Consider the following 25147-nt stretch of genomic DNA (forward strand, 5'->3'; position numbering starts at 1 on the left):
CTCGGGCACCGTGACCAGTCGGCCCGGCCTCGACCTCTCCGCCGACGTCCTGACCCTCACCCGCGCGCTGGTCGACACCCCCTCGGTGTCCGGGGACGAGCGCGCGCTGGCCGACGCCGTCGAGGCCGCGCTGCGGGCGCTGGGCGGCCTGGAGGTCGAGCGGGTCGGCGACACCGTGCTCGCCCGCACCACGCTCGGCCGCGACACCCGCATCGTGCTGGCCGGGCACCTCGACACCGTCCCGATCGCCGACAACGTGCCCAGCCGGCTCGAGGGCGGCCGGCTCCTCGGCTGCGGCACCAGCGACATGAAGTCCGGTGACGCGGTCATGCTGCGGCTGGCCGGCCGCTTCGGCGTCCCCGGCGCCGAGCCCGCGCACGACCTGACGTTCGTCTTCTACGACAACGAGGAGGTCGAGTCGGTCAAGAGCGGGCTGGGCCGGGTGGTCCGCGAGCGGCGCGGCTGGCTCTACGGCGACCTCGCCGTCCTGCTCGAGCCCACCGACGGCGAGATCGAGGCCGGCTGCCAGGGCACGCTGCGCGCGGAGCTCGAGGTCCGCGGCCACCGGGCCCACTCGGCGCGCAGCTGGCTGGGCGTGAACGCGATCCACGGCGCCGCCGGCGTCCTGGCCACGCTGGCCGCGTACGAGGCGCGCGAGGTGGAGATCGACGGCTGCACCTACCGCGAGGGCCTCAACGCCGTCCGCGTCGAGGGCGGGGTCGCGGGCAACGTCGTCCCCGACCTGTGCCGGGTGACCGTCAACTTCCGCTACGCGCCCGACCGGGACGAGGACGCCGCCGAGGCCCACGTGCGCGAGGTGTTCGCCGACGCGCTCGCCGCCGGCGCCACGCTGACCGTCACCGACAACGCCGGCGGCGCCCCGCCCGGGCTGACCGAGCCCGCGGCCGCGGCCTTCGTCGCCGCCGTCGGCCGCCCCGCGCGGGCCAAGCTCGGCTGGACCGACGTCGCCCGGTTCGCGGCGCTGGGCATCCCGGCGGTCAACTACGGCCCCGGGGACCCGCAGCTCGCGCACACCCGCGAGGAGTCCGTCCTGGTCGAGCGGCTGCAGCCGGCCGAGGACGCCCTGACCGCCTACCTGTCCGGAGACAGCGCATGACGACCACCCCTCCGCCCGACGGCGCGCGCAAGCCCCGGCCGACCCGCCACCGCGGGCCGGTCCTGCTGCGCGGCGGCGAGCCGGACCCGCAGACGGTCGGGACGACGACCGACCAGCGCCTGCTCGACCGGCGCGGGCCGACCGACTGGGTGCACACCGACCCGTGGCGCGTGCTGCGCATCCAGAGCGAGTTCGTCGAGGGCTTCGGCCTGCTCGCCGAGCTGCCGCGGGCGGTCAGCGTGTTCGGCAGCGCCCGCACGAAGCCCGACCACCCGCACTACGCCGCCGGCGTGCGGATCGGCGCGGCCCTGGCGCAGGCCGGCTACGCCGTCATCACCGGCGGCGGGCCCGGCGCCATGGAGGCGGCCAACCGCGGCGCGTCGGAGGCCGGCGGGCTGTCGGTGGGCCTGGGCATCGAGCTGCCGTTCGAGCAGGAGCTCAACGAGTGGGTCGACGTCGGCATCAGCTTCCGCTACTTCTTCGTCCGCAAGACGATGTTCGTGAAGTACGCGCAGGCCTTCGTCATCCTCCCCGGCGGCTTCGGCACGCTCGACGAGCTGTTCGAGGCGCTCACGCTGGTCCAGACCCGCAAGGTCACCCGCTTCCCGGTGGTGCTCTTCGGCACGGAGTACTGGGGCGGGCTGGTCGACTGGATCCGCGGCAGCCTGCTCGAGTCGGGCACGATCAGCGCTCGCGACCTCGACCTGTTCACCGTCACCGACGACGTCGACGAGGTGCTCTCACGCATCCGGGAGGCGGAGACCGCCCGCGCCGGGGGCGACGGCGGCGGCGGGATGCGCGCCCCGCTGAGCCCGCCGGTCGAGCCGGTCGAGGGCTGAGGGCGCCGGTGCTGTCGGCCCTCGTCGGGGTCGCCGCGGTCGCCGTCGTCGGGGCGCTGCTGTTCCTCGGCGGCTCGCTGCTGCTGGGGCGCGGGGAGACCCAGCCGCCGGCGGAGCTGGACCGCTCGCCGGTCGAGCTGCCCGACGACCGCCCGGTGACCGGCGCCGACGTCCGTTCGCTGCAGGTGTCGGTGGCGGTGCGCGGCTACCGGATGAGCGAGGTGGACTGGCTGCTCGAGCAGCTGGCCCAGGCGCTCGAGGAGCGCGACGAGGTGATCGCCGCGCTCCGCGACCGTCGTCCGGCGCGGGCCGCCGACGCCGACACCGACCCCGGCCTCCCGCCGGACGACGGCGCATCCGGCGGCGGGCCCGGCGACGAAGGACCGTCCGTGGACGAGGGGGTGCGCAACGGTGCCTGAGCTGGTGCTGCCGGTCGCGGTGGCGGCCCCGCCGGAGCGGGTGTGGGCGGTGCTCACCGACTGGCGGGCCCAGGGCCGCTGGATGCTGGCCACCGACGTCGAGGTGGTCACCCCGCACGACGAGGGCATCGGCGTCCGGCTGGCCGCGCGCACCGGCGTCCCGCTGCCGTGGCGGCGCGGCCGGCACGGCAGCGTCCGGCACCTGGGCGTCCTCGACACCATGGTCGTCACCGAGTGGGACCCCCCGCACCACGTGGTCGTCCAGCACACCGGCCGGATCGTGCGCGGCCCCGGGATCTTCGACCTCACGCCCGCTCCGCACGGCACGGACCTGGTGTGGACCGAGCGGCTGTACCTGCCGTTCGGGATCCTCGGGCGGCTGGGCTGGCCGCTGGTGAAGCCGTTCGTCGTCCTCGGGTTCCGGCTCTCGCTGCGCCGCTTCGCCCGCTACGCCGCCTCGGACGCCACCACCGCGGGCTGAGCCGCGGCCCGCACTGCCTCCCGGCCGGTGTACCAGCGGCGCCACAGCAGCGCCGCGGTGACGAGGGTGACCACCGTGCCGCCGTCGTACATGAGCCGCGCGCCGTCCTCGGCGCCGGCGACCCCCGCCGGCGGGTGCGCGTAGAGCACCTTGGCGAGCACGTCGTGCGCGGCGGCGCCGGCGGCCAGCGCCCCGGCGCGGACGCCCACGCCGCGGCGGTGCGGCGCGGGGTCGACGGCCAGCACCGCGGCGGTGGCGAGGTACCCGCTGACCAGCAGGTGGGCGCTGACGAGCGCGGTCAGCCCGGGGGCGTGCGCGGTCCCCGCGTGCAGGCCGGTGCCGTAGAGCACCCACAGCCCCGCGGCGTTGAGCGGGACGGCGACGAGCGGGTCGGTGAGCCACCGCAGCGCCGCGGTGCGCAGCAGCCGGCTGAGCCGCCGGGCGGCCGGCGTCGGCAGCGCCCGCAGCGCCAGCGTCACCGGGGTGCCGAGGACCAGCAGCAGCGGCGCCACCATGCCCAGCAGCAGGTGCCCGGCCATGTGCGCGCGCAGGTCGCCGTGCACCGCCAGCGGCCCGGCGACGGCGACGGCGGCGGTCGCCACGCCGGCCAGCCAGGCCGCCGCGCGGGCCAGCGGCCAGGGGCTGCGACAGCGCCAGGTGGCGCCGACGTAGACCCCGGCCAGGAGGGCGGCGGCGAGCAGCGCGGCGGCGGTCACCGGACGGGCGTGGGCCGGGCCCGGGCGCGCAGCAGCAGGACCAGCCCGGCCCCGAGCAGGAGGGCACCGGGGACGATCCAGCCGACGTCGTAGCCGGTCAGGTCGACGCCGTAGCGGACCTGGTGCAGCCGCAGCAGCTTGTGGTGCACCACGCCGTCCCACACCTGGAACGCGCCGGCGCCGGTGAGCACCGCGCCCCACCACAGCGCCGGCAGGAACGGGCCGCGGCGGCGGGCGTCGGCCAGCAGTGCCATGCCCGCGACGGCGGCGGAGAACGTGCCGGCGTGCAGCACGCCGTCGGAGACCAGGCCGGCCGCGCCGCTGGCCCGGTCGTAGAAGTGGTGCCAGTGCAGCAGCTGGTGGAACACGATCTCGTCGACCGCGCCGGCGGTGCCCAGCCCCAGCAGCAGACCGGAGACCAGCAGCCGCCGGCGGGCCGGGGGGCGGGGGAGTGCGTCGGCCACGGGGCCTCCCGTCGTCTGGGGTCCCCGGGCGCTGCCCGCGCGGCCGCGGGGGGAAACCGGCGGCTCCGGCTGGACCCGGCCCCTGGGGCATGGCGCAGGCTCGGGTCCGTGAGCGGAGACCTGCTGCGGCCCGGGGAGTTCCTGCGCCGCACCCGGCTGTCGGCCAAGGCGCTGCGGCTCTACGCCGAGCAGGGGCTGCTGGTGCCCGACGCCGTCGACCCCTGGACCGGCCACCGCGGCTACGCGGCCGGGCAGGTGGACCGGGCCCGCCTCATCGCCGCCCTGCGCCGCGCCGGCATGCCGCTGGCGCGGGTCCGGGACGTCGTCGACCTGGAGCCGGCGGCCCGGCGGGCCGCGGTGGCGCGGTGGTGGGACGGCGTGGAGGAGGACCTCCGGCGGCGCCGGACGTGGGTGTCCGCCCTGACCGTGGGACCGGACGACGACGAGGAGGGCGACGTGCACGAGGTGTACCTGCGCGAGGTGGCCGAGCAGCCGGTGCTGACCGCCGAGCGGCGGCTGACCGTGGACGAGCTCGAGGGCTTCATCAGCGGGGCGGGGGAGGAGATCGACGCGCACCTGGCGCGGTCGGGCGCGGTGCCCGCCGGCCCGCTGCGCGTGGTCTACCACGGCATGGTCACCGAGGACGGCGACGGCCCGGTGGAGGTGGTGCGGCCGTTCACCGGCCGGGTCGAGCCGGCCGGGGACCTGCGGATCCGGCTGCAGCCGGCCGGGCGGGAGGCGGTCACCTGCCTGTCCCGCGGGGAGGCGGAGTTCCCCGGCATCCTGCGGGCCTACGACGCGGTGGGTGCCTGGGTGGACGCCCGGGGCCTGGAGCGCGCGGGCAGCCCGGCGGAGGTCTACCTGTCCGCCCGCGACGTGGCCCCCGACGAGCCGCACGTGGAGGTGGCCTGGCCGGTGGCCTGACCCGACCGGGTGCGCCTCCTCAGGTGCGCCGGCGCGAGGCCACGAACGCCATGGCCTCCTCGGCGAGGGCGAGGTCGGACTCCGGCGTGCCGTGGTCCAGGGCGACCCACTCCCGCATCGGGGTGCCGTTGGCCGCCGCGAACGGCAGCCCGGTGCCGGCCGCGACCAGGCCCTCGACGCGGTGCCGCGGCAGCTTGAACACCAGCGCGCCGCCGACGACCATCGCGAAGATCGACCCGTCGACGGTGAGCGCGGCCGAGCCGAAGCCGGTGCGCCCGCCCGCGCCCGGCGGGCCGACACCGGGGCGGGTGGCGAGGGCCTCCACCAGGAGGTCGAAGCGCTGACCGGGGTCCACGGCACCGAGTCCAGCGCCGCTCGGCGGGGATGGCAACGGGAAGGTCCGCCGCATCGGTGAGGATGTCGCGGTGAGTCGTCGCGGGTGGGTGCTGTTCCTGGCGATGTCGGTCATCTGGGGCGTGCCGTACCTGCTGATCAAGGTCGCCGTCGACGAGGTGTCGCCGGTCGTCCTCGTCTTCGCGCGGTGCGCCCTCGGGGCGGCGCTGCTGCTGCCCTGGGTGCTGGCGCGCGGCCGGGTCCGCGCGGCGCTGCGGCACTGGCGTGCGCTGCTGCTGTTCACCGTGCTGGAGATGACCGCGCCCTGGCTGCTGCTGTCCTACGCCGAGGTGACGCTGTCGAGCTCGCTGACCGGGCTGCTGGTGGCGTCGGTGCCGTTCGTCGCCGCGCTGGCCGCGCGGCTGCTCGGCGACGAGGAGCGGCTGACCCCGGTCCGGCTGGCGGGCATGGGGCTCGGCGTCCTCGGCATCGCCGCGCTGCTCGGGTTCGACGTCGAGGGCATCGCGCTGCTGCCGGTGCTGGCCGTCGTCCTCGTCGTCATCGGGTACGGCACGGCGCCGCTGGTGGCCAGCCGCGCGCTCGGCGACCTCTCCGGGGTGACGGTCAGCGCGGTCGCGCTGGTGGTCACCGCGGTGGTCTACGCGCCGTTCGCGCTGCCCCGGCTCGGTGAGCTGACGACGGCGTCGCCGCGGGCGCTCGGGTCGATGGCGGCGCTGGGCGTCGTCTGCACGGCGCTGGCGCTGGTGCTGTTCTTCGCGCTGATCCGCGAGGCCGGCCCGCAGCGCGCGCTGGTGATCACGTTCGTCAACCCGGCGGTCGCCGTCGTCGCCGGGGTCCTGCTGCTCGACGAGCCGTTCACCCTGGGTCTGGCGGTGGGGCTTCCGCTGGTCCTCGTGGGCTGCGTGCTCGCCACCCGGCGCAACGCCCCGGCGCCGGTCCCGGTGGAGTCCCCGGTGCCCTGAGCGCATCCGTCAAGGCACGCGCGGAACCTGTGGACAAGCCTGTCACCTGAGGGGGTGGGCCGCAGAGAGGCTTTCGTCGCGGTGGTCTTCGTACATGTTCGACTGGGTGGCAGGCCGGTGACGACGTCCTCGACGACGTCGCCGCGCTGCTGGCCGAGCGCAACCGGACCGACGCCGCCCTGGCCCGCCGGGTGCGGGCGGCGGAGCTGTCGCAGGCGCCGGAGCGGGACGGGATGAAGAGCATGGCCTCGTGGCTGCGCGGGCACTGCCGGCTGTCGGCTGCGGTGGCGTCCCGGCTCGTCGGCAACGGGCGGGCGCTGGAGCACCTGCCCGCCCTGGCCGAGGCCCACGACGCCGGGTGGGTGAGCGCCGAGCAGGTCGCCGAGGCCGCCGGGCTGGTCACCCCGCAGCGGCGGTCGCCGCCGCCGGGGTCGACCTCGGCGAGGTCGACGGGGTGCTCACCGGGGTGGCCGTCGAGCAGGAGCACGCCGCGCAGGTGGCGGTGGTCCGGCGCTACGCGCAGGCCCTGGATCCCGACGGTCCCGAACCGGATCCGACCGAGGGTCGGTCGTTGACCCTGTCGAGGCACGGTGACGGGTCGCTGAGCTTCCGCGGGCACCGGGACGCGGTGGGTGGGGAGAAGCTGCAGGCGGCGCTGGAGCCGTTCGTGCAGCACGACCGCCCCGCCGGCGACGAGCGCACGAGAGCGCAGCGGCAGGGCGATGCCCTGGTGCAGCTGGCCGACAACGCCCTGGCCGCTGGGTCGCTGCCGACGCTGCGGACGGTGAAGCCGCACGTGGCGGTGCGGGTGGGCCTCGACGACCTGGCCGACCCGTCTCCCGGCGCGGGCGCGGCCAGCATGGGCTTCGGAGCGGTGATCTCCGCCGCCCGCGCGCGGTGGCTGGCCTGCGACGGGGCCATCTCCCGGGTGGTGTCCGGCCCCGACGGGGTTCCGCTCGACCTCGGCAGAAGCCGGCGGCTGGTCAGCCGGCAGCTGCGCCGCGCGGTCGAGCTCCGCGACGGCGGCTGCGTGTTCACCGGCTGCTCGGCGCCGACTCACCGGGCGGGCGTGCACCACCTGGTGCACTGGTGGAAGGACCCCCGCGTCCCTCGCCAGCTCGCGGCGGGCCCCTACGCGAGGGCCGACCACCACGGCTTCCGGGTCGCACGACAACCCGCCGGCCGGTGGCACACGTACAGACCCGACGGCACCCGGATCGCCACCCCCACACCGCTGGTCCCAGCGGCATGACGTCGTCGGGCGGCGCTAGCGTCGGCAGGGTGGACAGGGTGCGCTGCGGGTGGGGGGACAGCTCGCCGGAGTACCAGCGCTACCACGACGAGGAGTGGGGCTTCCCGCTCCGCGGCGACGACGCGCTGTTCGAGCGGCTCACCCTCGAGGCGTTCCAGTCCGGCCTGTCCTGGATCACCATCCTGCGCAAGCGCCCCGCCTTCCGGGCGGCGTTCGCCGGCTTCTCCATCGACGCGGTCGCCGAGTTCACCCCCGACGACGAGGCGCGGCTGATGGCCGACGCCGGCATCGTGCGCAACCGCGCCAAGATCGCCGCCGCGGTCCGCAACGCCCGCGCGGCTCAGCAGGTCCCGGAGGGGCTGTCGGACCTGCTGTGGTCCTTCGCGCCCACCGCGCCGAGGCCCCGCCCGGCGACACTGGCCGACGTCCCGGCCACCAGCCCGGAATCCACGGCGATGGCCAAGGAGCTCAAGCGGCGCGGTTTCGTGTTCGTCGGCCCGACGACCGCCTACGCGCTCATGCAGGCCACCGGCATGGTCGACGACCACGTGGCGACCTGCTTCCGGGCGACCCCCTGAAGGGGCTCCTGTTGGTCCCGCGGCGGGGATACGGGATCATGTCCCGAGAGCTCAGCACCGAGGAACAGCCACACCGCTGCCGCAGAGGGCGGCGGGTGGCCGGCGAAGGAGGCACGCATGGCGGCCATGAAGCCGCGCACGGGTGAAGGTCCCCTGGAGGTCACCAAGGAGGGGCGCGGCCTGGTCATGCGGGTGCCGCTCGAGGGTGGTGGCCGCCTGGTCGTCGAGCTGTCGCCGGACGAGGCCGCAGCGCTCTCCGAGGCCCTGAAGGGCGCGACCAGCTGAACGCCTCCGCGAGCCTGCCCTCGGGCAGCCCCGCGCAGGACGACGCGGCCCCGGCCGCCGGCAGCACGCCGGCGACCGGGGCCGCACCCTTGCCGCGGGTCGACCTGCTGACCTCCCTGCCCCGGCTCGGCGAGGACGACGTCCTTGCCGTCCCGGTCGGCACCGACGCCACGCTGCCGCCCTGGCTGACCTCGCCGGCGTTCGGCACCCTCCCGGCGGTCCCGGGCCGGCTGCTGGCCGGTGCGCTGGCCGACACCGGCAACACCGGGCGTCCCGGCACCGTCACGAACCTGCCGGTCGCCGGCCGCCGTCCGCGCAGCGTCGTCGCCGTCGGGATCGGCGACGGCACCCTCCCGCACCTGCGCAGCTACGTCGCCACCGCCGTCCGCCGCGCGCAGACCCTCGCCGAGCACGGCGCCACCCGGCTGGTGCTGCCCCTCGACACCGCCCTGGCCCCGGCCGGCGCCGACGAGGTGCGGGCCGCCGTCGAGGCCGCGCTGCTCGGCGGCTACCGCTTCCGCGAGACGTCCAAGCCGCACCCGCCGCGGCTGGCCACCGTCGCCGTCGTCGCCACCGACGCGGCCGACCCCGCCGTGGCCGCCGCCGCCCGCGCCGGCGAGGTCACCGGCCACGCCGTCGCGTGGGCCCGCGACCTCGTCAACACGCCCAGCAACACCAAGGACCCAGCCTGGCTGGCCGGGCAGGCCGTCGAGCGCCTCGCCGGCCTGCCGCACGTCACCGTCACCGTGCTCGGCCCCGAGGAGCTCGCCGCCGGCGGCTTCGGCGGCGTCCTGGCCGTGGGCGGCGGCTCGGCGTCCCCGCCGCGGCTGGTCATCGCCTCCTACGCGCCGCCCGGCGCCGGCGCGTCGCACCCCGTGCTGGTCGGCAAGGGCATCACCTTCGACACCGGCGGCATCTCGATCAAGCCCAACGCCGGCATGCGCGAGATGAAGACCGACATGGCCGGGGGCGCCGCCGTCCTCGCCGCGCTCGACGCCGCCGCCCGCCTCGAGCTGCCGGTCGCGGTGACCGCCGTCGTCCCCGCCGCCGAGAACGCCGTCTCGGGGTCGTCCTACCGCCCGGCCGACGTCGTGCGGCACGTCGGCGGGCGCACCACCGAGGTGCAGAACACCGACGCCGAGGGGCGCATGGTGCTCGCCGACGGCCTCGCCCACGCGCGGCTGTCGCTGGGCGCCACCGTGCTCGTCGACGTCGCCACGCTCACCGGCGCCATGAAGGTCGCGCTCGGCACCCGCACCGCCGGCCTCTACGCCACCACCGACGGGCTGGCCGGCGCGCTGGGCACCGCCGCGCTGCACGCCGGCGAGCAGGTGTGGCGGATGCCGCTGGCCGAGGAGTACGCCGAGCTGCTGCACAGCGACGTCGCCGACGCGAACAACGCCCCCGGCAACCCCGGCGGCACCACGGCCGCGATCTTCCTGCGGCCCTTCGCCGGGGACCTGCCCTGGGCCCACCTCGACGTCGCCGGTCCGGCCCGGGCCGCGTCCGACGACGCCGAGGTGGTCAAGGGCGGCACCGGGTTCGGCGCGCGGACGCTGCTGCGCTGGCTCGAGGCCGGAGCGCCGGTCGACCCCGCGCCGGCCACCACCCACTGAGGGAGCCCCATGAGCACCGACGACAGCGGTGTCGTCTTCCCGGCCGGCCCCGACGGGCGGCGCAGCACCGCGGCGGTCGGGCGGGCGGTGGTGGCCGACGCGCTGCGCCCGGTCGACCCGGTCGGCGCCCGCGCGGCCGAGCGGGAGACCAACTGGCGAGCCGGCTACCTCACCCACTTCCGCCGACTGGTCGAGGCCGGGCTCGCCTCGCCGGAGGCGGCCCGCACCATCGCCGGTGCCGGGCTCGACGCCGTCCACGGCCGGCTGCGGGTCGCCGGGGAGGAGGGTGAGCAGCCGCTGGACCGGCTGCTCACCGCACCGGCCGGCCGGGCCCTGCACACCACCGAGGTCACCGGCCAGGGCGAGCCCGAGCGCGCGTTCACGCTGCCCTTCCACGGCCGCCGGCTCGGCGGCGAGGACCTGTCCCGGCGGCTGGACACCTGGGTGGAGTGCGGGGTCCTGGAGCCGACGGCGGCCGCGGCGGTGCGCGAGGTCGCCGCGCACCCCGAGTGGCTGGCGCTGCCCGGCCGCACCGTGGCCGTCCTCGGCGCGGGCGCGGAGATGGGGCCGCTCACCGCGCTGCTGCGCTGGGGCGCCACCGTCGCCGCGGTCGACCTGCCCCGGCCCGACCTGTGGCGCCGGGTCCTCGACACCGCCCGCCGCGGCGCCGGGACGCTGCTGGTGCCCACCGCCGGCGGCGACCTGCCCGACGGCGCCGGCGCCGACCTGGTGCGCGAGGTGCCGGCCGTCGCCGACTGGCTCGCCGGGCTGCCCGGCGAGCCGGTGCTCGGCAACTACGTCTACGCCGACGGCGCCACCAACGTCCGCGTGTCGGCCGCCGTCGACGCGCTGACCCTGCGGGTGCAGGCCGCCCGGCCCGAGGCCGCGCTGGCCTTCCTCGCCACGCCCACCGACGTCTTCGCCGTCCCCGCCGACGCCGTCGCGCAGTCGGTGCACGCCTACGAGGGGCGCTCGCGGGTCGGCAAGCTGCTGGGCCGGCCGCTGCGGACGCTGTCGGCCGGCCGGCTGCTGCAGCGCGGCTACGTGCCCGGCGCCGACCCCGGCCTGCACGACGCGCTGGTGCCGCAGCAGGGCCCCAACTACGCGCTGGCCAAGCGCCTGCAGCGGTGGCGGGCCACGGTCGCGCGGGCGGCCGGCACGACCGTGTCGCTGAACGTCGCGCCGCCCACCCGCACCCGCTCGGTGCTCAAGAACCGCGCGCTGGCCGCCGCCTACGCCGGCGCGCACCGCTTCGGCGTCGAGGTGTTCGAGCCGGCGACGTCCAACGTGCTCATGGCCGCGCTGCTGGTCCACGACCTGCACACCGGCGGCGGCCCGCGGCACGACCACCCGTGGCAGGACGAGGCCCACGCCGCCGTCCACGGCGGGCTGTGGCGCGCGGCCTACGCGCCGCGCAGCGCGCTCGGTCTGGCCGCGGTGCTCGGCGTGGGCGCCGCCCGCGGCTGACCCGGGCGGCTCACTCGCCGACGACGCCGTCGACCGCCTCGCGCAGCAGGTCGGTGTGCCCGTTGTGCCGGGCGGTCCCCTCCAGCAGGTGCAGCAGCATCCACCGCAGGCTGGACGCGGTGCCGGTCCTCCGCGGCACGGCCGACAGCGCGCCGAGGTCCCCGCGACCGCGACCACCGCGTCGGTGCGCCGGCGGCCCCCTGCAGGAGCCCGCCGCGTGCCTGCGAGGGCGGGGGAGGGGGTCCGTCGTCAGCCGGGCGTGGCGTCCCAGTCGACGCCGGACCACGGCTCGGGGACCGGCTGCCCGGCGAAGCGCTCGACGGCCCAGGTCTTCTGCAGCAGCGTCTCGGACGCGTTCTCGGGCGGGTCGGTGTGCACCGGGGGCCCTCCCACGCGCTCAGGCCGGTCCGACCAGCCCCGCGACGATCTCGGCCGACAGGGTCACCAGCGGCAGCCCGCCGCCGGGGTGGGAGGAGCCGCCGACCAGGTACAGGCCGCGCACCGGCGCGGCGTTGCCCGGCCGCAGGAACGCCGCGCGGGCGCCGTTGCTCGACGTGCCGTAGATCGAGCCGCCGACGGCGCCGGTCTCACGGGCGAGGTCGGCCGGTGTGCGGGCCACGCACCAGCGCACCCGGTCGCGCACGTCGAGTCCGCGGGCGGCCATGACCTCCAGCACCCGGCCGGCGTACCGGTCGGCCAGGCCGGGGGCGTCCCAGTCGACGCCGGCGTCGGGGTCGTGCCGCGGTGCGTTGACCAGCACGAACCACGACTCGCTGTCGTCGTCGGGCCGGGTGGCGGGGTCGTCGGGTGCGCTGACGTAGACCGTCGGGTCGGGCACCGGGCACGGGACGCCCCGGTGCCGGCCGGTGCCGAAGACGGCGTCGAACTCGGCGTCGTAGTCGGCGGGGAAGGCGACGGTGTGGTGCGCGAGGCCGGGCGTGCGGCCGCGCAGCGCCAGCAGCAGCACGAACCCCGACAGCGAGGGCGTGGCCCGCGTCAGCCCGCGCCGCACCGCCCGGGTGCGGCGGCTCGGCGGCAGCAGCCCGGCGTAGAGCGCGGTGGCGTCGGCGCCGGAGACGACGACGTCGGCGGTGACCTCCCCGCCGTCGGCCAGCTCCACGCCCGAGACCCGGCCGCCGTCGCTGAGCACCCGCCGCACCGGGGTGCCGGTGTGCACCTGCGCCCCGCGCTCGCGGGCCCGGTCGGCCACCGCGGTGGCCAGCCGGTGCAGCCCGCCGCGGACGTACCAGGAGCCGTAGGCCTGCTCCACCCACGGCACGGTGGCCAGCACCGCCGGGGCGCGGCGGGGGTCGGAGCCGGAGTAGGTGGCGTAGCGGTCGAGCAGCACCCGCAGCCGCGGGTCGCGCAGGTGGCGGGCGCCCAGGCCGCGCAGCGTCTGCCACGGCGCCACGGTGCCGACGTCGGAGGGGTCGCGGGCCAGCCGGGCGAGGGTCGCCGCGCCGCGCAGCGGGGAGCGCAGGAAGGGCTGTTCGGTGATCGCCCACATCGCCTCGGCGCGGTCGAGCAGCGCCCGCCACTGCGCGCCGGCGTCGCCGCCCAGCGCGTCGTCGAGCGCGGCGGGGACGTCGTCGAGGTGCCCGGGGACGGCCAGCCGGGTGCCGTCGGCGAACCGGTAGTCGACCGCGGGGTCGAGCCGGACCAGGTCGACGGCGTCCTCCAGCGGCCCGCCGGTGGCGTCGAACAGGTCGCGCAGCACCTGCGGCAGCGTGACCAGGCTCGGGCCGGTGTCGAAGGCGTGCCCGTCGCGCTCGTACCAGCCGAGCTTGCCGCCGACGTCGTCGGACTGCTCCAGCACCGTCACCCGGTGCCCGGAGGCGGCCAGCCGCGCGGCCGCCGCGAGACCGCCCAGGCCCGCGCCGACGACCACCACCCGAGCCACCCGGTCACCGTAGTGCGCGCCGGCGCGACCCGAACGGGTGATCACCAGCGGTGGTGGGACCACCGGGCGCGGAACAGGATCGGTCCTGGATGCGGAGCAGACGCGGTCTCGCGGGCGGAGGAGGCGGCCCGTGCGTGCCTCGGCGGTGTGGCCGGTCCTCGGGGTCCTGCTGGTCAGCGGGTGCTCCGACGTGCACCTGCCCGCCGTGGAGCAGGTGGTGCTCGCTCTCCTCGGCGGCGCCGGCGAGCGCCTGCCCGACGAGTCGCCTCGCCCAGGGGCTCGACCCGGTGTCGCTGGCCAGGTACGTCACCTCGTCGTCGTTCGCCGTCGACGTCATGGAGAACCGGCAGTCGGAGTACCTGAAGTTCTTCCTCTACGTGTTCGCGACGGTGTGGCTGGTCCAGCGCGGCTCGGCGGAGTCGAAGGAGCCCCACCAGGTCGGCACCGAGAGCGACGAGGACCAGCGGACGGGCGCGCACGCCCGCGCCGACTCGCCGTCGTGGGTGCGCGCCGGCGGCTGGCGGGCCGGCGCGTTCTCCCGCTCGCTGGGCCTGCTGGTGGGCGCGCTGTTCCTGCTCACCTGGGCGGCGACGTCGATCGCCGGGTGGACGGCGTACGACACCGGGCAGCTGCGGTCGCACGCCGATCCGGTCAGCTGGGTCGGCTACCTCGGCCGGCGAGACGGGCTAGAAGGCGTAGCGGACGCGCAGCCACGGCGCGTGGTGGGCGATGAGCTCCTGCAGCCGCTCGACGCCGGCCCGCTTCACGCCGTTGCGGTAGCGCACGTTCCACTGGCCGTTCTGGCTGCGCTTGGGCTGCTGGAGGTCCGGCCGCCACAGCAGGTCCTCGGCCCTGGGGTGCCAGCCGAGGTTGACCTCGTGCAGGTCCCGGTTGTGGGTCAGCATGATCACCTCGGCCGCGGCCTGGGCCTTGGCGGCGGGGGAGAGGGTGTCGTCGAGGCGGCGCAGCAGGTCGGCCCAGTCGGCCTCCCACCCCTCGCGCAGCACCACCGGCGAGAGGTTGAGGTGCACCTCGTAGCCGGCCTCGACGAAGTCGTCGACGGCGGCGATGCGGTCGGGCACGCGGCTGGTCCGGACGTCGATCACCTTCGAGTCGGCGTCGGGCATCAGCGAGAACCGGACGCGGGTGCGGCCCTGCGGGTCGAGGTCGAGCAGCTGCCGGTTGACGTACTTGGTGGCGAAGGACGCCTTGGCGGTCGGCAGCCCGCGGAAGGTGGCCACCAGGTCGGCCACGTTGTCGCTGACCAGCGCGTCCACCGAGCAGTCGCTGTTCTCGCCGATGTCGTAGACCCAGCTCACCGGGTCGCACTGGTCGGGCTCTGTCTTGGCGCCCTGCCGGGCCACGTGCCGCCGCAGGTAGCCGGTGATCTGCTCGATGTTGGTGAACACGGTGATCGGGTTGGCGTAGCCCTTGCGCCGCGGGACGTAGCAGTAGGCACAGGCCATCGCACAGCCGTTCGCCGTCGACGGGGCGATCCAGTTCGACGAGCGGCTGTTCGGCCGGGCCGACAGCGACTTCTTCACCCCGAGCACCAGCGTCTCGGTCTTCACCCGCACCCAGCGCTCGACGTTGCCCGCGTTGCCGTTGAGCTCCGGGATCTGCCAGTGCGAGGGCACCTCGACCACCTCGGCGCCCGGGAACCGGGCGAGCACCTCGCGGCCGCGCGCGGACTCGAGGGCGGCGGGCTCGGCGTAGACGGTGCGCACGTCGAGCAGGCGGGTGGGGGAGGGGACGGGTGCCGGGACGGCGGACGGCGGCAGCGCGGCGGTCACGGCAGGTGCAGCGCCCGCCGCGGGACCCCGATTCCCGTGCTGACCTGCGGGAACGATCACACGGGACGGGTCAGGCGGCGGGCCCGGTGATGACGTCCTCCACCCGCAGCCGGCCGCTCTCGAGGTCCTCGGCGAGGTCCTCGACGGTGCGACCGCCGGCGTAGGCGGCGCCGCGCAGCAGCGCCAGCGCCGTCACCGGGTCCGACTGCAGCACCATCGCCGCGCGGCCGGCAGCCCGCATCACCGCGGACCGCCGGCGCGCCTCCGGGCCGTGCAGCCACGCGGGCCCGCTCTCGGCCGGCCAGTCCGACCACACGGCGGCCTCGGTCAGCGCCGCGGTCACCAGCTCACCCACCGCCACCGCCGAGAACACGTCGAGCGCCGGGACCGCCGCCCCGTCGGTGAAGTAGAGGTCCAGCGCGCCGGCGCCGGCCAGGTCCTCGCGCAGCGGGAACGCCACCACCGCCCGGAACGGCGTCTGGTCGGCGAGCATCTCGGCGAAGGCCGGCCAGCGGCGGTGCAGGTCGGCGGGGACGGCGAACACCGGCAGGCGGGTCCGCTGGGCCTCCCAGCACGGCCCGGCGCCGGCGGTGAACTGCAGCCGCTCGGCGCACGCGGACTCCGCGTTGCTGGCCCCGAGCGGGATCCGCTCGCCGGCGGGGTCGACGACCGACAGGCCCGCCCCGTCCACGCCGAGCGTGACCGCAGCGGCCCGGGCCAGCCGCACCGGCAGGAGCTCGGCGTCCCCGGACCCGCCGGTGCTCTCGTCGTCGAGCGCCGCGGCGAACCGCGTGGCGATGGTCACAGGGCATCCTCCCCCCGCTCGGGCGGCCGGGACCAGCGGGTCATCCGCCGGCACCCGGCCGGTGGGTGTAGGCGGCCTCGCGGACGGCCTCGTCCTCCTCCAGCCCGGCGTCCAGCGCGCCGCCGACGGTGGCCAGCGAGCTGGTCAGCCAGGCCAGCTCCAGGTAGTCGCCGAGGCCGGCGCGGTGCCCGAGCCCCTCGGCGAACAACCCGGAGGGCACCAGCAGCAGCGCACCGGTCAGCGCGAGGGTGAACAGGGCGGCGTAGAGGGTGAGCACGCCGAGCACCACGGTGGCGACCGTGGCCAGGTTGAACAGCGCCACCTGCTTGCGCACCCGCGGCGAGCCGGCCCGCTCCCACAGCCGGGCGCCGACGACCAACGTCGCGCAGATGGCCACCACCGAGCCCAGCCCCACCGCCACGAGCCGCACGGGACCGAACCGGTCGGCCAGCCGCCAGATGTCCGAGGTGACCAGGGCGAACACGCCGGCGGCCACCGCGGCGGCCAGCGCCCGCGACAGCGACGCGGTCAGCCGCCACGGCCGGTTGGCCCGCACCATGCCGACGAGCAGCCGCAGGTTGCCGGTGAGCACCCGGGCGGTGAACCCGCCCCCGGCGTCGCCCTGGTCGGCGGCCAGCTCGCGCAGCCGCCGGCGCAGCACCCCGGGGTCCCCGCCGTCGTCGCCGAGCAGCGCGCGGACCAGGCCGAGCGACGTCTGCAGGGCCCGTCGTCGCCGGCCGACCGCGCCCAGCGCCGGCAGCGACAGCACCGCGACGCCGTGGACCGGGCTGGCGTGTCCCACCACGGTGCGCCGGGCGACGGTCAGCGGCAGGTCGGTCACGCAGACGGCGAGGTCCCACTCCTCGGCCAGCAGCCGCTCGCGCGCCGCGGCCACGATCTCGGCGTCGTCGGCCGGCGGCGCGACCAGGCCGTCCTCGACGACCCGCACGTCCCAGGCCACCTCGGGGTGCTCCCCGCGCAGCGCGGCGGCGAGGTCGGGGCCCAGCTCGTCGGCGACCTCGGCCGGCACCCCGGGCGCGGCGACCAGGCCGACGACGACATCCGGACGGGCGGTGGCCCCGGCCTCCGGCCCGTCCCCGGCAGGGGCGGTGCTCACAGCCGCAGCCGGTCCTCCCGGCCGGTGCGCCACTCGACCATGACGATGCTGGCGTCGTCCTGCAGCTGCCCGTGCTGGTGGTCCATCACGCTGCCCATCAGCCGGCGCATGGTCTCCGGCGGCGGGTCGCCGGCCAGCTCGGCGCGGACGACGAGGTCGGCCAGCCGCTCCTCGCCGAAGAACTCGCCCTCGGGCGAGCGCGCCTCGACGACGCCGTCGGTGTAGAGCAGCACGCGGTCGCCGGGCCGCAGCTGCACCTCGCAGACGTCCGGTCGGCCCGCGAGCAGCCCGAGCGGGCGGGCCGGGCGGCACGCCGGCGGGTGCAGCGGCACGCCGTCGCGGACCAGCAGCGGGTCCGGGTGCCCGCAGTTCACCCAGCGCAGCACCCCCGTGTCGAGGTCGAGGCGGGCGACGGCGGCGGTGGCGAACCGGCTGTCGGAGAACTGCCCGGCGACGACGGCGTCCATGGCGGCGGCGACCCCGGGCAGGTCCAGCCCCTCGCGCCGGGCGTGTCGGTAGGCGCCGACGGCCGCGGTGGCCAGCAGCGCCGCCGGCAGCCCGTGGCCGACGGCGTCGAGCACCGCGAGGTCGACCAGCGGGCCGTTGACCGCGTAGTCGAAGGTGTCCCCGCCGATCGCGTAGGACGGCTCCAGCGCGCCGGTGACCACCACGCGGTCGCTGGCGTAGGTCAGCGGGGGCAGCAGCTCCCACTGGATCTCCGCGGCCAGCGACAGCGGCCGGCGCCGGCGCAGCCGGGAGAAGACGTCGCTGTAGGAGTCGCGGGTGACCACCAGCTCGGCGATCAGCGAGGCGAACGACCGCACGTCGTCCTCGAGGGCCGGCGACACCTCCTCCGGCAGCACGAGCTCCAGGACGCCGATCCGCTCCGCGCCGTCGAGCAGCGGCAGCCACAGGCTCCCCGGCCCGTCGTGGGGCGCCGACCGCAACGGCTCCACCCGGCGGAAGGCGCGGCCGGCGAGCGAGCCGTCGACGGTGAGCGGCTGGCGGTCGGGGACGCCGCGGCCGGCGAGCGGGACGAGCTCGTGCTGGGCGTAGTCGGTCAGGTAGACGACCGCGTCGTGGGCACCCAGCCGGCGGGCGTGCTCGGCCACGACGGCGCCCAGGTCGTCGGCGGGCAGGTGGTGCGACGCGCGCACCAGGGCCCGGATCGGGTCCTCGGCGGAGGGCTGGGACGTCACGACGGCACAGCTTCCCATCCGGCGCGCCGGCGCACCGGACGGGTTCAGCCCCGCGCCTCCAGCACGGCGGTGTACACCTGCACCGTCTGCTGGGCGATCGCCGCCCAGCCGAACTCCGACAGCACCCGCTCCCGTCCGGCCGCGCCCATCGCCGCGGCGCGCGCCGGGTCGGCGAGCAGCTCGGCGATGCGCTCGGCCAGGCCGGCCTCGAAGGCGGCGACGTCGTCCGGGTCGTAGGGCACGAGCAGGCCGGTGACGCCGTCGGCGACCACCTCGGGGATGCCGCCGACGGCGCTGGCGACCACGGCCGTGCCGCAGGCGGCGGCCTCGAGGTTGACGATGCCCAGCGGCTCGTACACCGAGGGGACGACGAACACCGTGGCCCCGGTGATCAGCGGCACGAGCTGCTCGCGCGGCAGCATCGCCTCGATCCACACCACGCCGGGGCGGCGGGCCTGCAGCTCGGCGACGGCGTCGGCGACCTGCTGCCGCTCGGCCGGGGTGTCGGCGGCCCCGGCGCACAGCACCAGACCCGCGTCGGCCGGCAGCCGCTCGGCGGCCCGCAGCAGGTGGACGACGCCCTTCTGGCGGGTGATCCGCCCGACGAACAGCGCGTAGGGCCGGTCGGGGTCCACCCCCAGGGAGCGGACGACGTCGGGGTCGTGCACCGGGCGGTAGGCCTCGGCGTCGACGCCGTTGCCGACGACGTGCACCCGGGCCGGGTCGAGGTCGGGGTAGGCGTCGAGGACGTCGGCGCGCATGCCGTGGCTGACCGCGATCACGCCGTCGGCGGCGAGGTAGGCGGTGCGCTCCACCCACGACGACAGCCGGTAGCCGCCCCCGAGCTGGTCGGCCTTCCACGGCCGGCGCGGCTCGAGGGAGTGGGCGGTGACCAGGTGCGGCAGGCCGTGCACGAGCGCGGCCAGCAGGCCCGCGCCGTTGGCGTACCAGGTGTGGCTGTGCACCAGGTCCACGCCGCCGAGCGCGGCGGCGATCTCGACGTCGGTGCCCAGCGCCTGCAGCGCGCCGTTGGCGCCGGCCAGCCCCGGCGGCACCGGCCAGCCGACGGCGTCGGGCCGGGGGGCGCCGAACGCGTGGACGTCGACGTCGGGCCCCGCGGGCAGCGAGCGCAGCGCCGCCACCAGGTGCTCGACGTGCACCCCGGCGCCGCCGTAGACGTCGGGGGGCCACTCGCGCGTGACGATGCCGATCCGCACGTCGATCACCCTAGAGGGGCCGGCGAGGGGCCGCCGGACGCCGGAGCGGCTAGGTTCGCCCCATGCGTGGGGGTCCCCGGGTGCTCGGCATCGTCCTGGCCGGTGGTGAGGGCAAGCGGCTGGCGCCGCTGACCGCTGACCGCGCCAAGCCGGCGGTCCCCTTCGGGGGCAACTACCGGCTCATCGACTTCGTGCTGTCGAACCTGGTGAACGCCGAGATCCGGCAGATCGCGGTGCTCACCCAGTACAAGAGCCACAGCCTCGACCGGCACATCACCACCACGTGGCGGATGTCGCAGCTGCTCGGCAACTACATCACCCCGGTGCCGGCCCAGCAGCGGCTCGGCCCGCGCTGGTACACCGGCAGCGCCGACGCGATCTTCCAGAGCCTCAACCTGATCTACGACGAGCGACCCGACATCGTCGTCGTCTTCGGTGCCGACCACGTCTACCGGATGGACCCGGGACAGATGGTCGACCAGCACCTGCAGACCGGGGCGGGCGTGACGATCGCCGGGCTGCGGGTGCCGCGGCGCGAGGCCACGGAGTTCGGCGTCATCGACGCCGGCGCCGACGGCAAGGTGCGCGGCTTCCTCGAGAAGCCGGCCGACCCCCCGGGGCTGCCCGACTCCCCGGAGGAGTCCTTCGCGTCGATGGGCAACTACGTCTTCACCACCGACGCCCTGCTCGAGGCCCTGCGGGCCGACGCCGAGGACCCCGACTCCGTGCACGACATGGGCGGGTCGATCATGCCGATGCTCGCCGACCAGGGGCGAGCCTACGTCTACGACTTCTCCACCAACGTCGTCCCGGGGACGACCGAGCGCGACCACGGCTACTGGCGCGACGTCGGGACCATCGACTCGTACTACGACGCGCACCTGGACCTGGTGTCGGTGACGCCGGTGTTCAACCTCTACAACGACCGCTGGCCCATCTACACCCTGCCGCCCCAGCTGCCGCCGGCGAAGTTCGTGCTCGGCGGCCGCGCCGAGGAGTCGATGGTCAGCGCCGGGGCGATCATCGGCGGCGGGTCGGTGCACAACAGCGTCGTCTCACCCGGGGTGCACGTCGACCGCGGCGCCCGGGTCGAGGACAGCGTGCTGATGAACGGCGTGCACGTCGGCGAGGGCGCCTACGTCCGCCGGGCGATCCTCGACAAGAACGTCGTCGTGCCGCCGTGGGCCCGCATCGGCGTCGACACCGACGCCGACCGGGAGCACTACCACGTCAGCGCCGGGGGCGTGGCCGTCCTCGGGAAGGGCGCCCGCGCGATCGTCTGACGTCGGTGACGAAGGACCCTCGTGCCCCCACCCCTCGCTCCGCTCGGGACGGGCCCCTGCACGAGGGCCGTTCCAGCACGTCACCGCTGGTCGTCACGCTGCTGCTCGGTGCGGAGGCGCAGGCCCGCTTCGACCGGCTGCGCGCCGAGCACTTCCCGGCCGGGCGCAACCACCTGGCCGCGCACGTGACGCTGTTCCACGCGCTGCCCGGGGAGCAGCGGCCCGCCGTCGAGGCGGCCCTGGCCCGGGCCGCGGACCGGTCGCCCTTCGACGTCGAGGTGACCGGCCTGCAGCTGCTCGGCCGCGGCGTGGCCTACCGGCTGCACGCCGGCGAGCTCTCGGGCCTGCACGCCGCCCTGGCCGCGGAGTTCGACCCCTGGCTGACCCGGCAGGACCGGCAGCGGCTGTCGGCGCACGTGACCGTGCAGAACAAGGTCGACCCGCAGGTGGCCCGGGAGCTGCGCGACCGGCTGGCGGCCGGCTTCGTCCCGCACGCGGTGCCCGCCCGCGGGCTGGGGCTGTGGCGCTACCTCGGCGGTCCCTGGGAGCCGCTGGCCGAGCACCCGTTCCGTTGACCCCGGCCGGCCTGCACGGGCCCGCCGCGAGCGTGCGAGCGGTGGGGGGCAGGCAGGTCCTTGCTCCCTCACGGCCGGCGGGTGGCCAGCAGCAGGCCCGCGCCGACCGGCAGGACGGCGGAGGTGAGCTGCTCGTCCTCGCGAACCGTGCGGGCCAGGTCGCGCCAGGCCACCGTCTGCGGGTCGCGGGCCGCGCGGTCGCCGATGCGGCCGCCGGCGAGCAGGCCGTGGCAGACCAGCGTGCCACCGGTGCGCACCAGTCCGGCGACGGCGCCCAGGTGGCCGGACCACTCGGTGGGCGGGGCGGTGCACACCACCAGGTCGTAGGCGCCCGGCGAGAGCCGCGGCAGCACCTCGGCCGGCGTGCCGAAGATCAGCCGGGTCCGGCCGGGCGGGACGCCGGCCTCGGCGAGGGCGCGCCGGGCCGCCCGCAGCTGCTCGGGGTCGGTGTCGAGCACGGTGAGGACGCCGTCGGGGCGCATGCCGCGCAGCAGCCAGAGACCGGCCACCCCGCCACCGCTGCCGATCGAGACGACCGCGCGGGCGCTGCTGCCCGCGGCCAGGACGGCGAGGGCGGCCCCGACGGCCGGTTCCACCGGCGGCGGCCCGCCCAGCGCGCCGGCCCGGGCCCGGGCGGCGGCGAGGACGGGGTCCTCGGAGGCGTACCGGTCGGCCCACGCGGCGCCGCCGGTGCCGCCCGCGTGCGGCGGGGGTCCCTCGGCGCTCATCACCGGCCGAGGGTAAAGGCCGCCGGCACCGCGACCCGGGAAGCGCAGGTGTGACCCGGACCTGTGAGGTGCCTGTGAACGGGAACACCGCGGGAACGGCCGCCCGTTGGGCCGGGTGTGACACCCGAGCGTGCCGCCGTCCCCGCCCATCCCACGGGGGAGGTCGGCAGCGTGCGCGTCCGCGATACTGGAGGCGTGTCCGAGGCCGCCGTCCCCCCTGCCGCCGACCAGCCGGGCGTGTCCGGCGCCGGTGAGGTGTGGGTCGCGCCCACCTGGGAGCAGGTCGTGCGCGACCACTCCGCCCGCGTCTACCGGCTCGCCTACCGCCTCTCGGGCAACGCGCAGGACGCCGAGGACCTGACCCAGGAGACCTTCGTGCGGGTGTTCCGCTCGCTCGCGGACTTCTCGCCGGGCACCTTCGAGGGCTGGCTGCACCGGATCACCACGAACCTCTTCCTCGACATGGTCCGCCGCCGCCAGCGGATCCGCTTCGACGCGCTGCCCGAGGACACCGAGCGGCTGCCCGGCACCGCGCCCAGCCCCGAGCAGGTCTACGCCGACACCCACCTCGACCCGCAGGTGCAGGCGGCGCTCGACGCGCTGCCGCCGGAGTTCCGCGTCGCCGTCGTGCTCTGCGACATCGAGGGCCTGACCTACGAGGAGATCGCGACCACTCTCGGCATCAAGCTCGGCACCGTGCGCAGCCGCATCCACCGCGGCCGCGTGCAGCTGCGCCAGGCGCTGGCGCACCTCGCTCCCCGGGGGGTCGCCGCACCGGGAGCGACGGCATGAGCCTGCCGGAGAGCCACCTGGCGCAGGAGGCCATCGCGGCCCTGGTCGACGGCGAGCTGGCCAGCGGCCCCGCCGCCCGCGCCGCCCGTCACCTGGCCGGCTGCGCGGAGTGCCGGATGCTCGTGCAGGCCCAGCGGGAGGCCAAGGAGGCGCTGCACACCGCCGCCGACGTCGCCGTCCCGGGCGACCTGCTGTCGCGGCTGTGCGCCATCCCGTTCACCGCCGACGTCCCCGGCTCGGGCGGCCTCGGTGCGGTCGCCGCCGGACCCGGCCAGCTGACCGTCACCGACTCCTCGGGCTGCTGGACCATCGCGCTCGACGACCCGCCCGCGCGCAGCGCACCCCTGCACCAGGCGCGCTGGCTCCGTCGCGGGGTGGCCGGGACCTTCATCGGGCTGAGCCTCGGCGTCGCCGTGCTCGCGTTCCAGCTGCCCGACGTCGGCACCGCCTCACCCGCCTCGCCGCCGTCGTCGGTGGCCGGCGGGTCCGGGCCCGACGAGCGCACCGAGGTGCGGCCCCCGGTGGTGCGGACGCTGACGCAGTCGCAGGACGCCGCCGGCACCACCCCCTGAGCTGCGACACTCAAGGTTCCCCGGCGGCGGGGCCGACCCGCCGCGCCCACCTGCCAGGTCCCGGGAGGACCCTGTACCCGTGACGCCACCCGACGCCCGGCAGTCCGGGTCCGACGACGGCGACCGCACCGTCGACCGCACCACCGAGGCCGACGACCGCGCCGGCGACGCGGCCTTCGCCCGTCCCGCCGGTGCCTCCGGACCGTTCGACCCGCCCGAGCGCGGGCGTCCCGCGGTGCAGGCGGCCGCTCCGCCGAGCCCGGCCCAGCAGGCCGCGTTCGGGCGGCCGGCCGCCGTCCCCGGCAGCTTCGCCGGCGACCGGCTCACCCCGCCGCCGCGCCCGGTCGCCCCGCCGCCGCCGGAGGCCGTGCTGCGCGCCTTCCGCGGCCCGGCCGGGCAGGCCGGGCTGCAGGAGCCGCCCGGCGGGCGCCCGGGCCGGCGGCGCACCTCGGCCGGGCCGTGGTGGAAGTCCGACGCCCGCAGCGACCCGTGGCGCGACCCGCACGCCCCGGCCGGCCTCGCCGGCCCGGCGGTGTTCGAGGAGGAGGCCGAGCAGGAGGGCCCGGTCGTCGTCGACCGCAAGGGCCGCCGCAAGCTGCGGCTGCGGGACCTGTCGGTGCGGGTGGCCGCCCTCGTGCTGCTGGCGGTGCTGCTGGCCGGCGCGCTCGGCGGCGGGGTCGGCTACCTGCTCACCCGCGAGGCCGCGGAGACGCCGCTGCTCGCGCCGGGCACCACCCTGTCCGAGACCGACGACGCCGTCACCCGCGAGCCGGGGTCGGTGGCCGACATCGCCGAGCGCGTGACGCCGGCGGTGGTGTCCATCGAGGTGCGCATCGGCCAGGCCGGCGCCACCGGCTCCGGCGTGGTCGTCGACGGCGAGAACGGCTACATCGTCACCAACAACCACGTCATCTCCGGCGCCGACGGCGTCGAGGGCGCCGCGATCCGCGCGGTGTTCAGCGACGGCACCGGGTCCGAGGCGCGCATCGTCGGCCGCGACCCGGCCAGCGACCTCGCCGTCCTCAAGGTGGACCGGCCGGGCCTGGTCACCGCCTCGCTGGGCAGCTCCGACGACGTCGTCGTCGGCGACCCTGTGGTGGCCATCGGCTCGCCGCTGGGGCTGGCCGGCACCGTCACCACCGGCATCGTCAGCGCCCTCGACCGGCCGGTGCGGCTCGCGGGAGAGGGCAGCGACACCAACGCGGTCATCAGCGCCGTGCAGACCGACGCCCCGATCAACCCCGGCAACTCCGGTGGCGCTCTGGTCGACGCCACCGGCGCGGTGATCGGCATCAACACCGCGATCGCCTCGCTCGGCGGCGGCAGCGTGGGCCTGGGCTTCGCGATCCCGATCGACACCGTCCGCGACATCGCCGAGCAGCTGATCTCCACCGGCACGGCCGTGCACGCCTCGCTCGGGGTCAACGCCCGGTCGGTCACCGACGGCACCCGCGACGGCGCGCTGGTGCTCAACGTGGAGCCCGACAGCGCGGCGGCCGCCGCGGGGATCCGCGAGCAGGACGTGGTGATCGCCGTCGACGACGTGCCGGTCGGCAGCTCCGAGGAGCTCGTCGTCGCCGTCGACGCCCACCGGCCCGGGGACGTGGTGACGATCGAGCTGATCCGCAACGGGTCCTCGACGACGGTCCGGGCGACGCTCGACCAGGCCTAGTCGAGAGCCCGCGCGAAACT

28 protein-coding genes and 1 pseudogene are annotated in these 25147 nt (G+C 76.8%); 17 read left to right on the forward strand and 12 right to left on the reverse strand.

Annotated elements, in window-relative coordinates; translation table 11 throughout:
* The first annotated feature begins 10 nt into the window (after positions 1-10).
* Genes dapE through CHC04_RS14200 form a run of 4 tightly spaced genes read left to right on the forward strand, consistent with a single transcriptional unit; the run spans position 11 to position 2856 of the window.
* Complete coding sequence (dapE, locus tag CHC04_RS14185; RefSeq protein ID WP_089404603.1) at positions 11-1117, forward strand: succinyl-diaminopimelate desuccinylase; 1107 nt, start codon at positions 11-13, stop codon at positions 1115-1117.
* Positions 1114-1956, forward strand: a complete 843-nt coding sequence (locus CHC04_RS14190; protein ID WP_089404604.1) for an LOG family protein — start codon at positions 1114-1116, stop codon at positions 1954-1956. Before dapE ends, CHC04_RS14190 begins: the two co-directional genes overlap by 4 nt.
* Positions 1957-1964: 8 nt before the next feature.
* Positions 1965-2375: a DivIVA domain-containing protein gene (locus CHC04_RS25340; RefSeq protein WP_089404605.1), complete on the forward strand. Its 411-nt coding sequence runs from the start codon at positions 1965-1967 to the stop codon at positions 2373-2375.
* On the forward strand, positions 2368-2856 hold the full coding sequence (locus CHC04_RS14200) for an SRPBCC family protein (protein ID WP_089404606.1): 489 nt from the start codon (positions 2368-2370) through the stop codon (positions 2854-2856). Before CHC04_RS25340 ends, CHC04_RS14200 begins: the two co-directional genes overlap by 8 nt.
* On the opposite strand, the gene CHC04_RS14205 is transcribed toward CHC04_RS14200, so the two are convergent.
* Together CHC04_RS14205 and CHC04_RS14210 are read right to left on the reverse strand one after the other, a co-directional pair.
* Positions 2823-3572 (reverse strand): cytochrome c oxidase assembly protein, encoded by a 750-nt coding sequence (locus CHC04_RS14205; protein WP_245817209.1) that lies wholly within the window; start codon positions 3570-3572, stop codon positions 2823-2825. The two genes, CHC04_RS14200 and CHC04_RS14205, sit on opposite strands and share 34 nt — an antisense overlap.
* On the reverse strand, positions 3569-4036 hold the full coding sequence (locus tag CHC04_RS14210) for a DUF2243 domain-containing protein (RefSeq protein ID WP_217897367.1): 468 nt from the start codon (positions 4034-4036) through the stop codon (positions 3569-3571). Before CHC04_RS14210 ends, CHC04_RS14205 begins: the two co-directional genes overlap by 4 nt.
* A gap of 108 nt (positions 4037-4144) precedes the next feature.
* On the opposite strand from CHC04_RS14210, the gene CHC04_RS14215 reads away from it, so the two are divergent.
* Positions 4145-4960, forward strand: a complete 816-nt coding sequence (locus CHC04_RS14215) for a MerR family transcriptional regulator (RefSeq protein ID WP_217897368.1) — start codon at positions 4145-4147, stop codon at positions 4958-4960.
* 19 nt (positions 4961-4979) lie between these two features.
* On the opposite strand, the gene CHC04_RS14220 is transcribed toward CHC04_RS14215, so the two are convergent.
* Positions 4980-5315: a hypothetical protein gene (locus CHC04_RS14220; RefSeq protein WP_089404608.1), complete on the reverse strand. Its 336-nt coding sequence runs from the start codon at positions 5313-5315 to the stop codon at positions 4980-4982.
* A gap of 70 nt (positions 5316-5385) precedes the next feature.
* On the opposite strand from CHC04_RS14220, the gene CHC04_RS14225 reads away from it, so the two are divergent.
* The 6 genes from CHC04_RS14225 to CHC04_RS14250 all read left to right on the forward strand — a co-directional run bounded on the left by CHC04_RS14225 (position 5386) and on the right by CHC04_RS14250 (position 11474).
* Positions 5386-6276 carry a DMT family transporter gene (locus tag CHC04_RS14225; RefSeq protein ID WP_089404609.1) on the forward strand — a complete coding sequence of 297 codons (891 nt, stop codon included), beginning with the start codon at positions 5386-5388 and terminating at the stop codon, positions 6274-6276.
* A gap of 358 nt (positions 6277-6634) precedes the next feature.
* Positions 6635-7528 (forward strand): DUF222 domain-containing protein, encoded by an 894-nt coding sequence (locus tag CHC04_RS14230; RefSeq protein ID WP_176450011.1) that lies wholly within the window; start codon positions 6635-6637, stop codon positions 7526-7528.
* A 29-nt stretch (positions 7529-7557) separates the two neighbouring features.
* Positions 7558-8106, forward strand: a complete 549-nt coding sequence (locus CHC04_RS14235) for a DNA-3-methyladenine glycosylase I (protein ID WP_245817211.1) — start codon at positions 7558-7560, stop codon at positions 8104-8106.
* 117 nt (positions 8107-8223) lie between these two features.
* Positions 8224-8391 carry a DUF3117 domain-containing protein gene (locus CHC04_RS14240; RefSeq protein WP_012947303.1) on the forward strand — a complete coding sequence of 56 codons (168 nt, stop codon included), beginning with the start codon at positions 8224-8226 and terminating at the stop codon, positions 8389-8391.
* 89 nt (positions 8392-8480) lie between these two features.
* Positions 8481-10007 carry a leucyl aminopeptidase family protein gene (locus tag CHC04_RS14245; protein WP_089404612.1) on the forward strand — a complete coding sequence of 509 codons (1527 nt, stop codon included), beginning with the start codon at positions 8481-8483 and terminating at the stop codon, positions 10005-10007.
* A 9-nt stretch (positions 10008-10016) separates the two neighbouring features.
* Entirely contained in the window at positions 10017-11474 is a 1458-nt protein-coding gene (locus CHC04_RS14250) for a hypothetical protein (RefSeq protein ID WP_089404613.1), read from the forward strand.
* Between the two features lie 10 nt (positions 11475-11484).
* Here the strand turns inward: CHC04_RS14250 and CHC04_RS25345 are convergent, their stop codons facing one another.
* From CHC04_RS25345 to CHC04_RS14260, 3 genes are read right to left on the reverse strand one after another with little or no spacing between them, the layout of a single operon-like run.
* On the reverse strand, positions 11485-11760 hold the full coding sequence (locus CHC04_RS25345) for a mycothiol transferase (RefSeq protein ID WP_281252239.1): 276 nt from the start codon (positions 11758-11760) through the stop codon (positions 11485-11487).
* Entirely contained in the window at positions 11724-11852 is a 129-nt protein-coding gene (locus CHC04_RS25350) for a hypothetical protein (protein ID WP_281252240.1), read from the reverse strand. Before CHC04_RS25350 ends, CHC04_RS25345 begins: the two co-directional genes overlap by 37 nt.
* Positions 11853-11871: 19 nt before the next feature.
* Positions 11872-13374, reverse strand: coding sequence for a phytoene desaturase family protein (locus CHC04_RS14260; RefSeq protein ID WP_089404762.1), 1503 nt, complete (start codon positions 13372-13374; stop codon positions 11872-11874).
* Positions 13375-13463: 89 nt separating this feature from the next.
* On the opposite strand from CHC04_RS14260, the pseudogene CHC04_RS25435 reads away from it, so the two are divergent.
* Positions 13464-13991: pseudogene (locus CHC04_RS25435) on the forward strand (DUF6766 family protein); the annotation flags it as partial.
* Between the two features lie 69 nt (positions 13992-14060).
* Here CHC04_RS25435 and CHC04_RS14270 read toward each other — a convergent pair.
* From CHC04_RS14270 to glgA, 5 genes are all read right to left on the reverse strand, one after another.
* A complete protein-coding gene (locus CHC04_RS14270) occupies positions 14061-15167 on the reverse strand; it encodes a spore photoproduct lyase family protein (protein ID WP_245817215.1) in 1107 nt (368 codons plus the stop codon).
* A gap of 70 nt (positions 15168-15237) precedes the next feature.
* Positions 15238-15972: a GAF domain-containing protein gene (locus tag CHC04_RS14275; RefSeq protein WP_245817217.1), complete on the reverse strand. Its 735-nt coding sequence runs from the start codon at positions 15970-15972 to the stop codon at positions 15238-15240.
* Between the two features lie 40 nt (positions 15973-16012).
* Positions 16013-17089, reverse strand: a complete 1077-nt coding sequence (locus tag CHC04_RS14280; RefSeq protein ID WP_089404616.1) for a hypothetical protein — start codon at positions 17087-17089, stop codon at positions 16013-16015.
* On the reverse strand, positions 17086-18288 hold the full coding sequence (locus tag CHC04_RS14285) for a PP2C family protein-serine/threonine phosphatase (RefSeq protein ID WP_245817219.1): 1203 nt from the start codon (positions 18286-18288) through the stop codon (positions 17086-17088). Before CHC04_RS14285 ends, CHC04_RS14280 begins: the two co-directional genes overlap by 4 nt.
* Before the next feature lie 44 nt (positions 18289-18332).
* A complete protein-coding gene (gene glgA / locus CHC04_RS14290; RefSeq protein WP_089404764.1) occupies positions 18333-19505 on the reverse strand; it encodes a glycogen synthase in 1173 nt (390 codons plus the stop codon).
* Positions 19506-19567: 62 nt separating this feature from the next.
* Here glgA and glgC point away from each other — a divergent pair, with 62 nt between their 5' ends.
* A complete protein-coding gene (gene glgC / locus CHC04_RS14295; protein ID WP_089404618.1) occupies positions 19568-20788 on the forward strand; it encodes a glucose-1-phosphate adenylyltransferase in 1221 nt (406 codons plus the stop codon).
* 5 nt (positions 20789-20793) lie between these two features.
* Positions 20794-21363, forward strand: a complete 570-nt coding sequence (locus tag CHC04_RS14300; RefSeq protein ID WP_176450013.1) for a 2'-5' RNA ligase family protein — start codon at positions 20794-20796, stop codon at positions 21361-21363.
* Positions 21364-21431: 68 nt separating this feature from the next.
* Here CHC04_RS14300 and CHC04_RS14305 read toward each other — a convergent pair whose 3' ends face one another.
* The gene (locus CHC04_RS14305) at positions 21432-22091 is read right to left on the reverse strand and encodes an O-methyltransferase (protein WP_089404619.1); all 660 of its coding nucleotides are present in this window, start codon (positions 22089-22091) and stop codon (positions 21432-21434) included.
* Between the two features lie 195 nt (positions 22092-22286).
* On the opposite strand from CHC04_RS14305, the gene sigE reads away from it, so the two are divergent.
* From sigE to CHC04_RS14320, 3 genes are all read left to right on the forward strand, one after another.
* A complete protein-coding gene (gene sigE, locus CHC04_RS14310) occupies positions 22287-22883 on the forward strand; it encodes an RNA polymerase sigma factor SigE (RefSeq protein WP_245817221.1) in 597 nt (198 codons plus the stop codon).
* Entirely contained in the window at positions 22880-23455 is a 576-nt protein-coding gene (locus CHC04_RS25355) for an anti-sigma factor family protein (protein WP_089404620.1), read from the forward strand. Before sigE ends, CHC04_RS25355 begins: the two co-directional genes overlap by 4 nt.
* A 79-nt stretch (positions 23456-23534) precedes the next feature.
* Positions 23535-25127: a S1C family serine protease gene (locus CHC04_RS14320; RefSeq protein ID WP_176450014.1), complete on the forward strand. Its 1593-nt coding sequence runs from the start codon at positions 23535-23537 to the stop codon at positions 25125-25127.
* Positions 25128-25147: the final 20 nt, after the last annotated feature.

The sequence above is a fragment of the Geodermatophilus saharensis genome (genome assembly GCF_900188205.1).
Lineage (GTDB): Bacteria > Actinomycetota > Actinomycetes > Mycobacteriales > Geodermatophilaceae > Geodermatophilus > Geodermatophilus saharensis.

What these genes read in the sequence shown, in the direction of transcription:
- CHC04_RS14190 (WP_089404604.1), top strand. Translation starts at nt 1,114, where the DNA reads ATGACGACCACCCCTCCGCCCGACGGCGCGCGCAAGCCCCGGCCGACC.
- CHC04_RS14240 (WP_012947303.1), top strand. Translation starts at nt 8,224, where the DNA reads ATGGCGGCCATGAAGCCGCGCACGGGTGAAGGTCCCCTGGAGGTCACC.
- CHC04_RS14250 (WP_089404613.1), top strand. Translation starts at nt 10,017, where the DNA reads ATGAGCACCGACGACAGCGGTGTCGTCTTCCCGGCCGGCCCCGACGGG.
- glgC (WP_089404618.1), top strand. Translation starts at nt 19,568, where the DNA reads ATGCGTGGGGGTCCCCGGGTGCTCGGCATCGTCCTGGCCGGTGGTGAG.
- CHC04_RS14305 (WP_089404619.1), bottom strand. Translation starts at nt 22,091, where the DNA reads ATGAGCGCCGAGGGACCCCCGCCGCACGCGGGCGGCACCGGCGGCGCC.
- CHC04_RS25355 (WP_089404620.1), top strand. Translation starts at nt 22,880, where the DNA reads ATGAGCCTGCCGGAGAGCCACCTGGCGCAGGAGGCCATCGCGGCCCTG.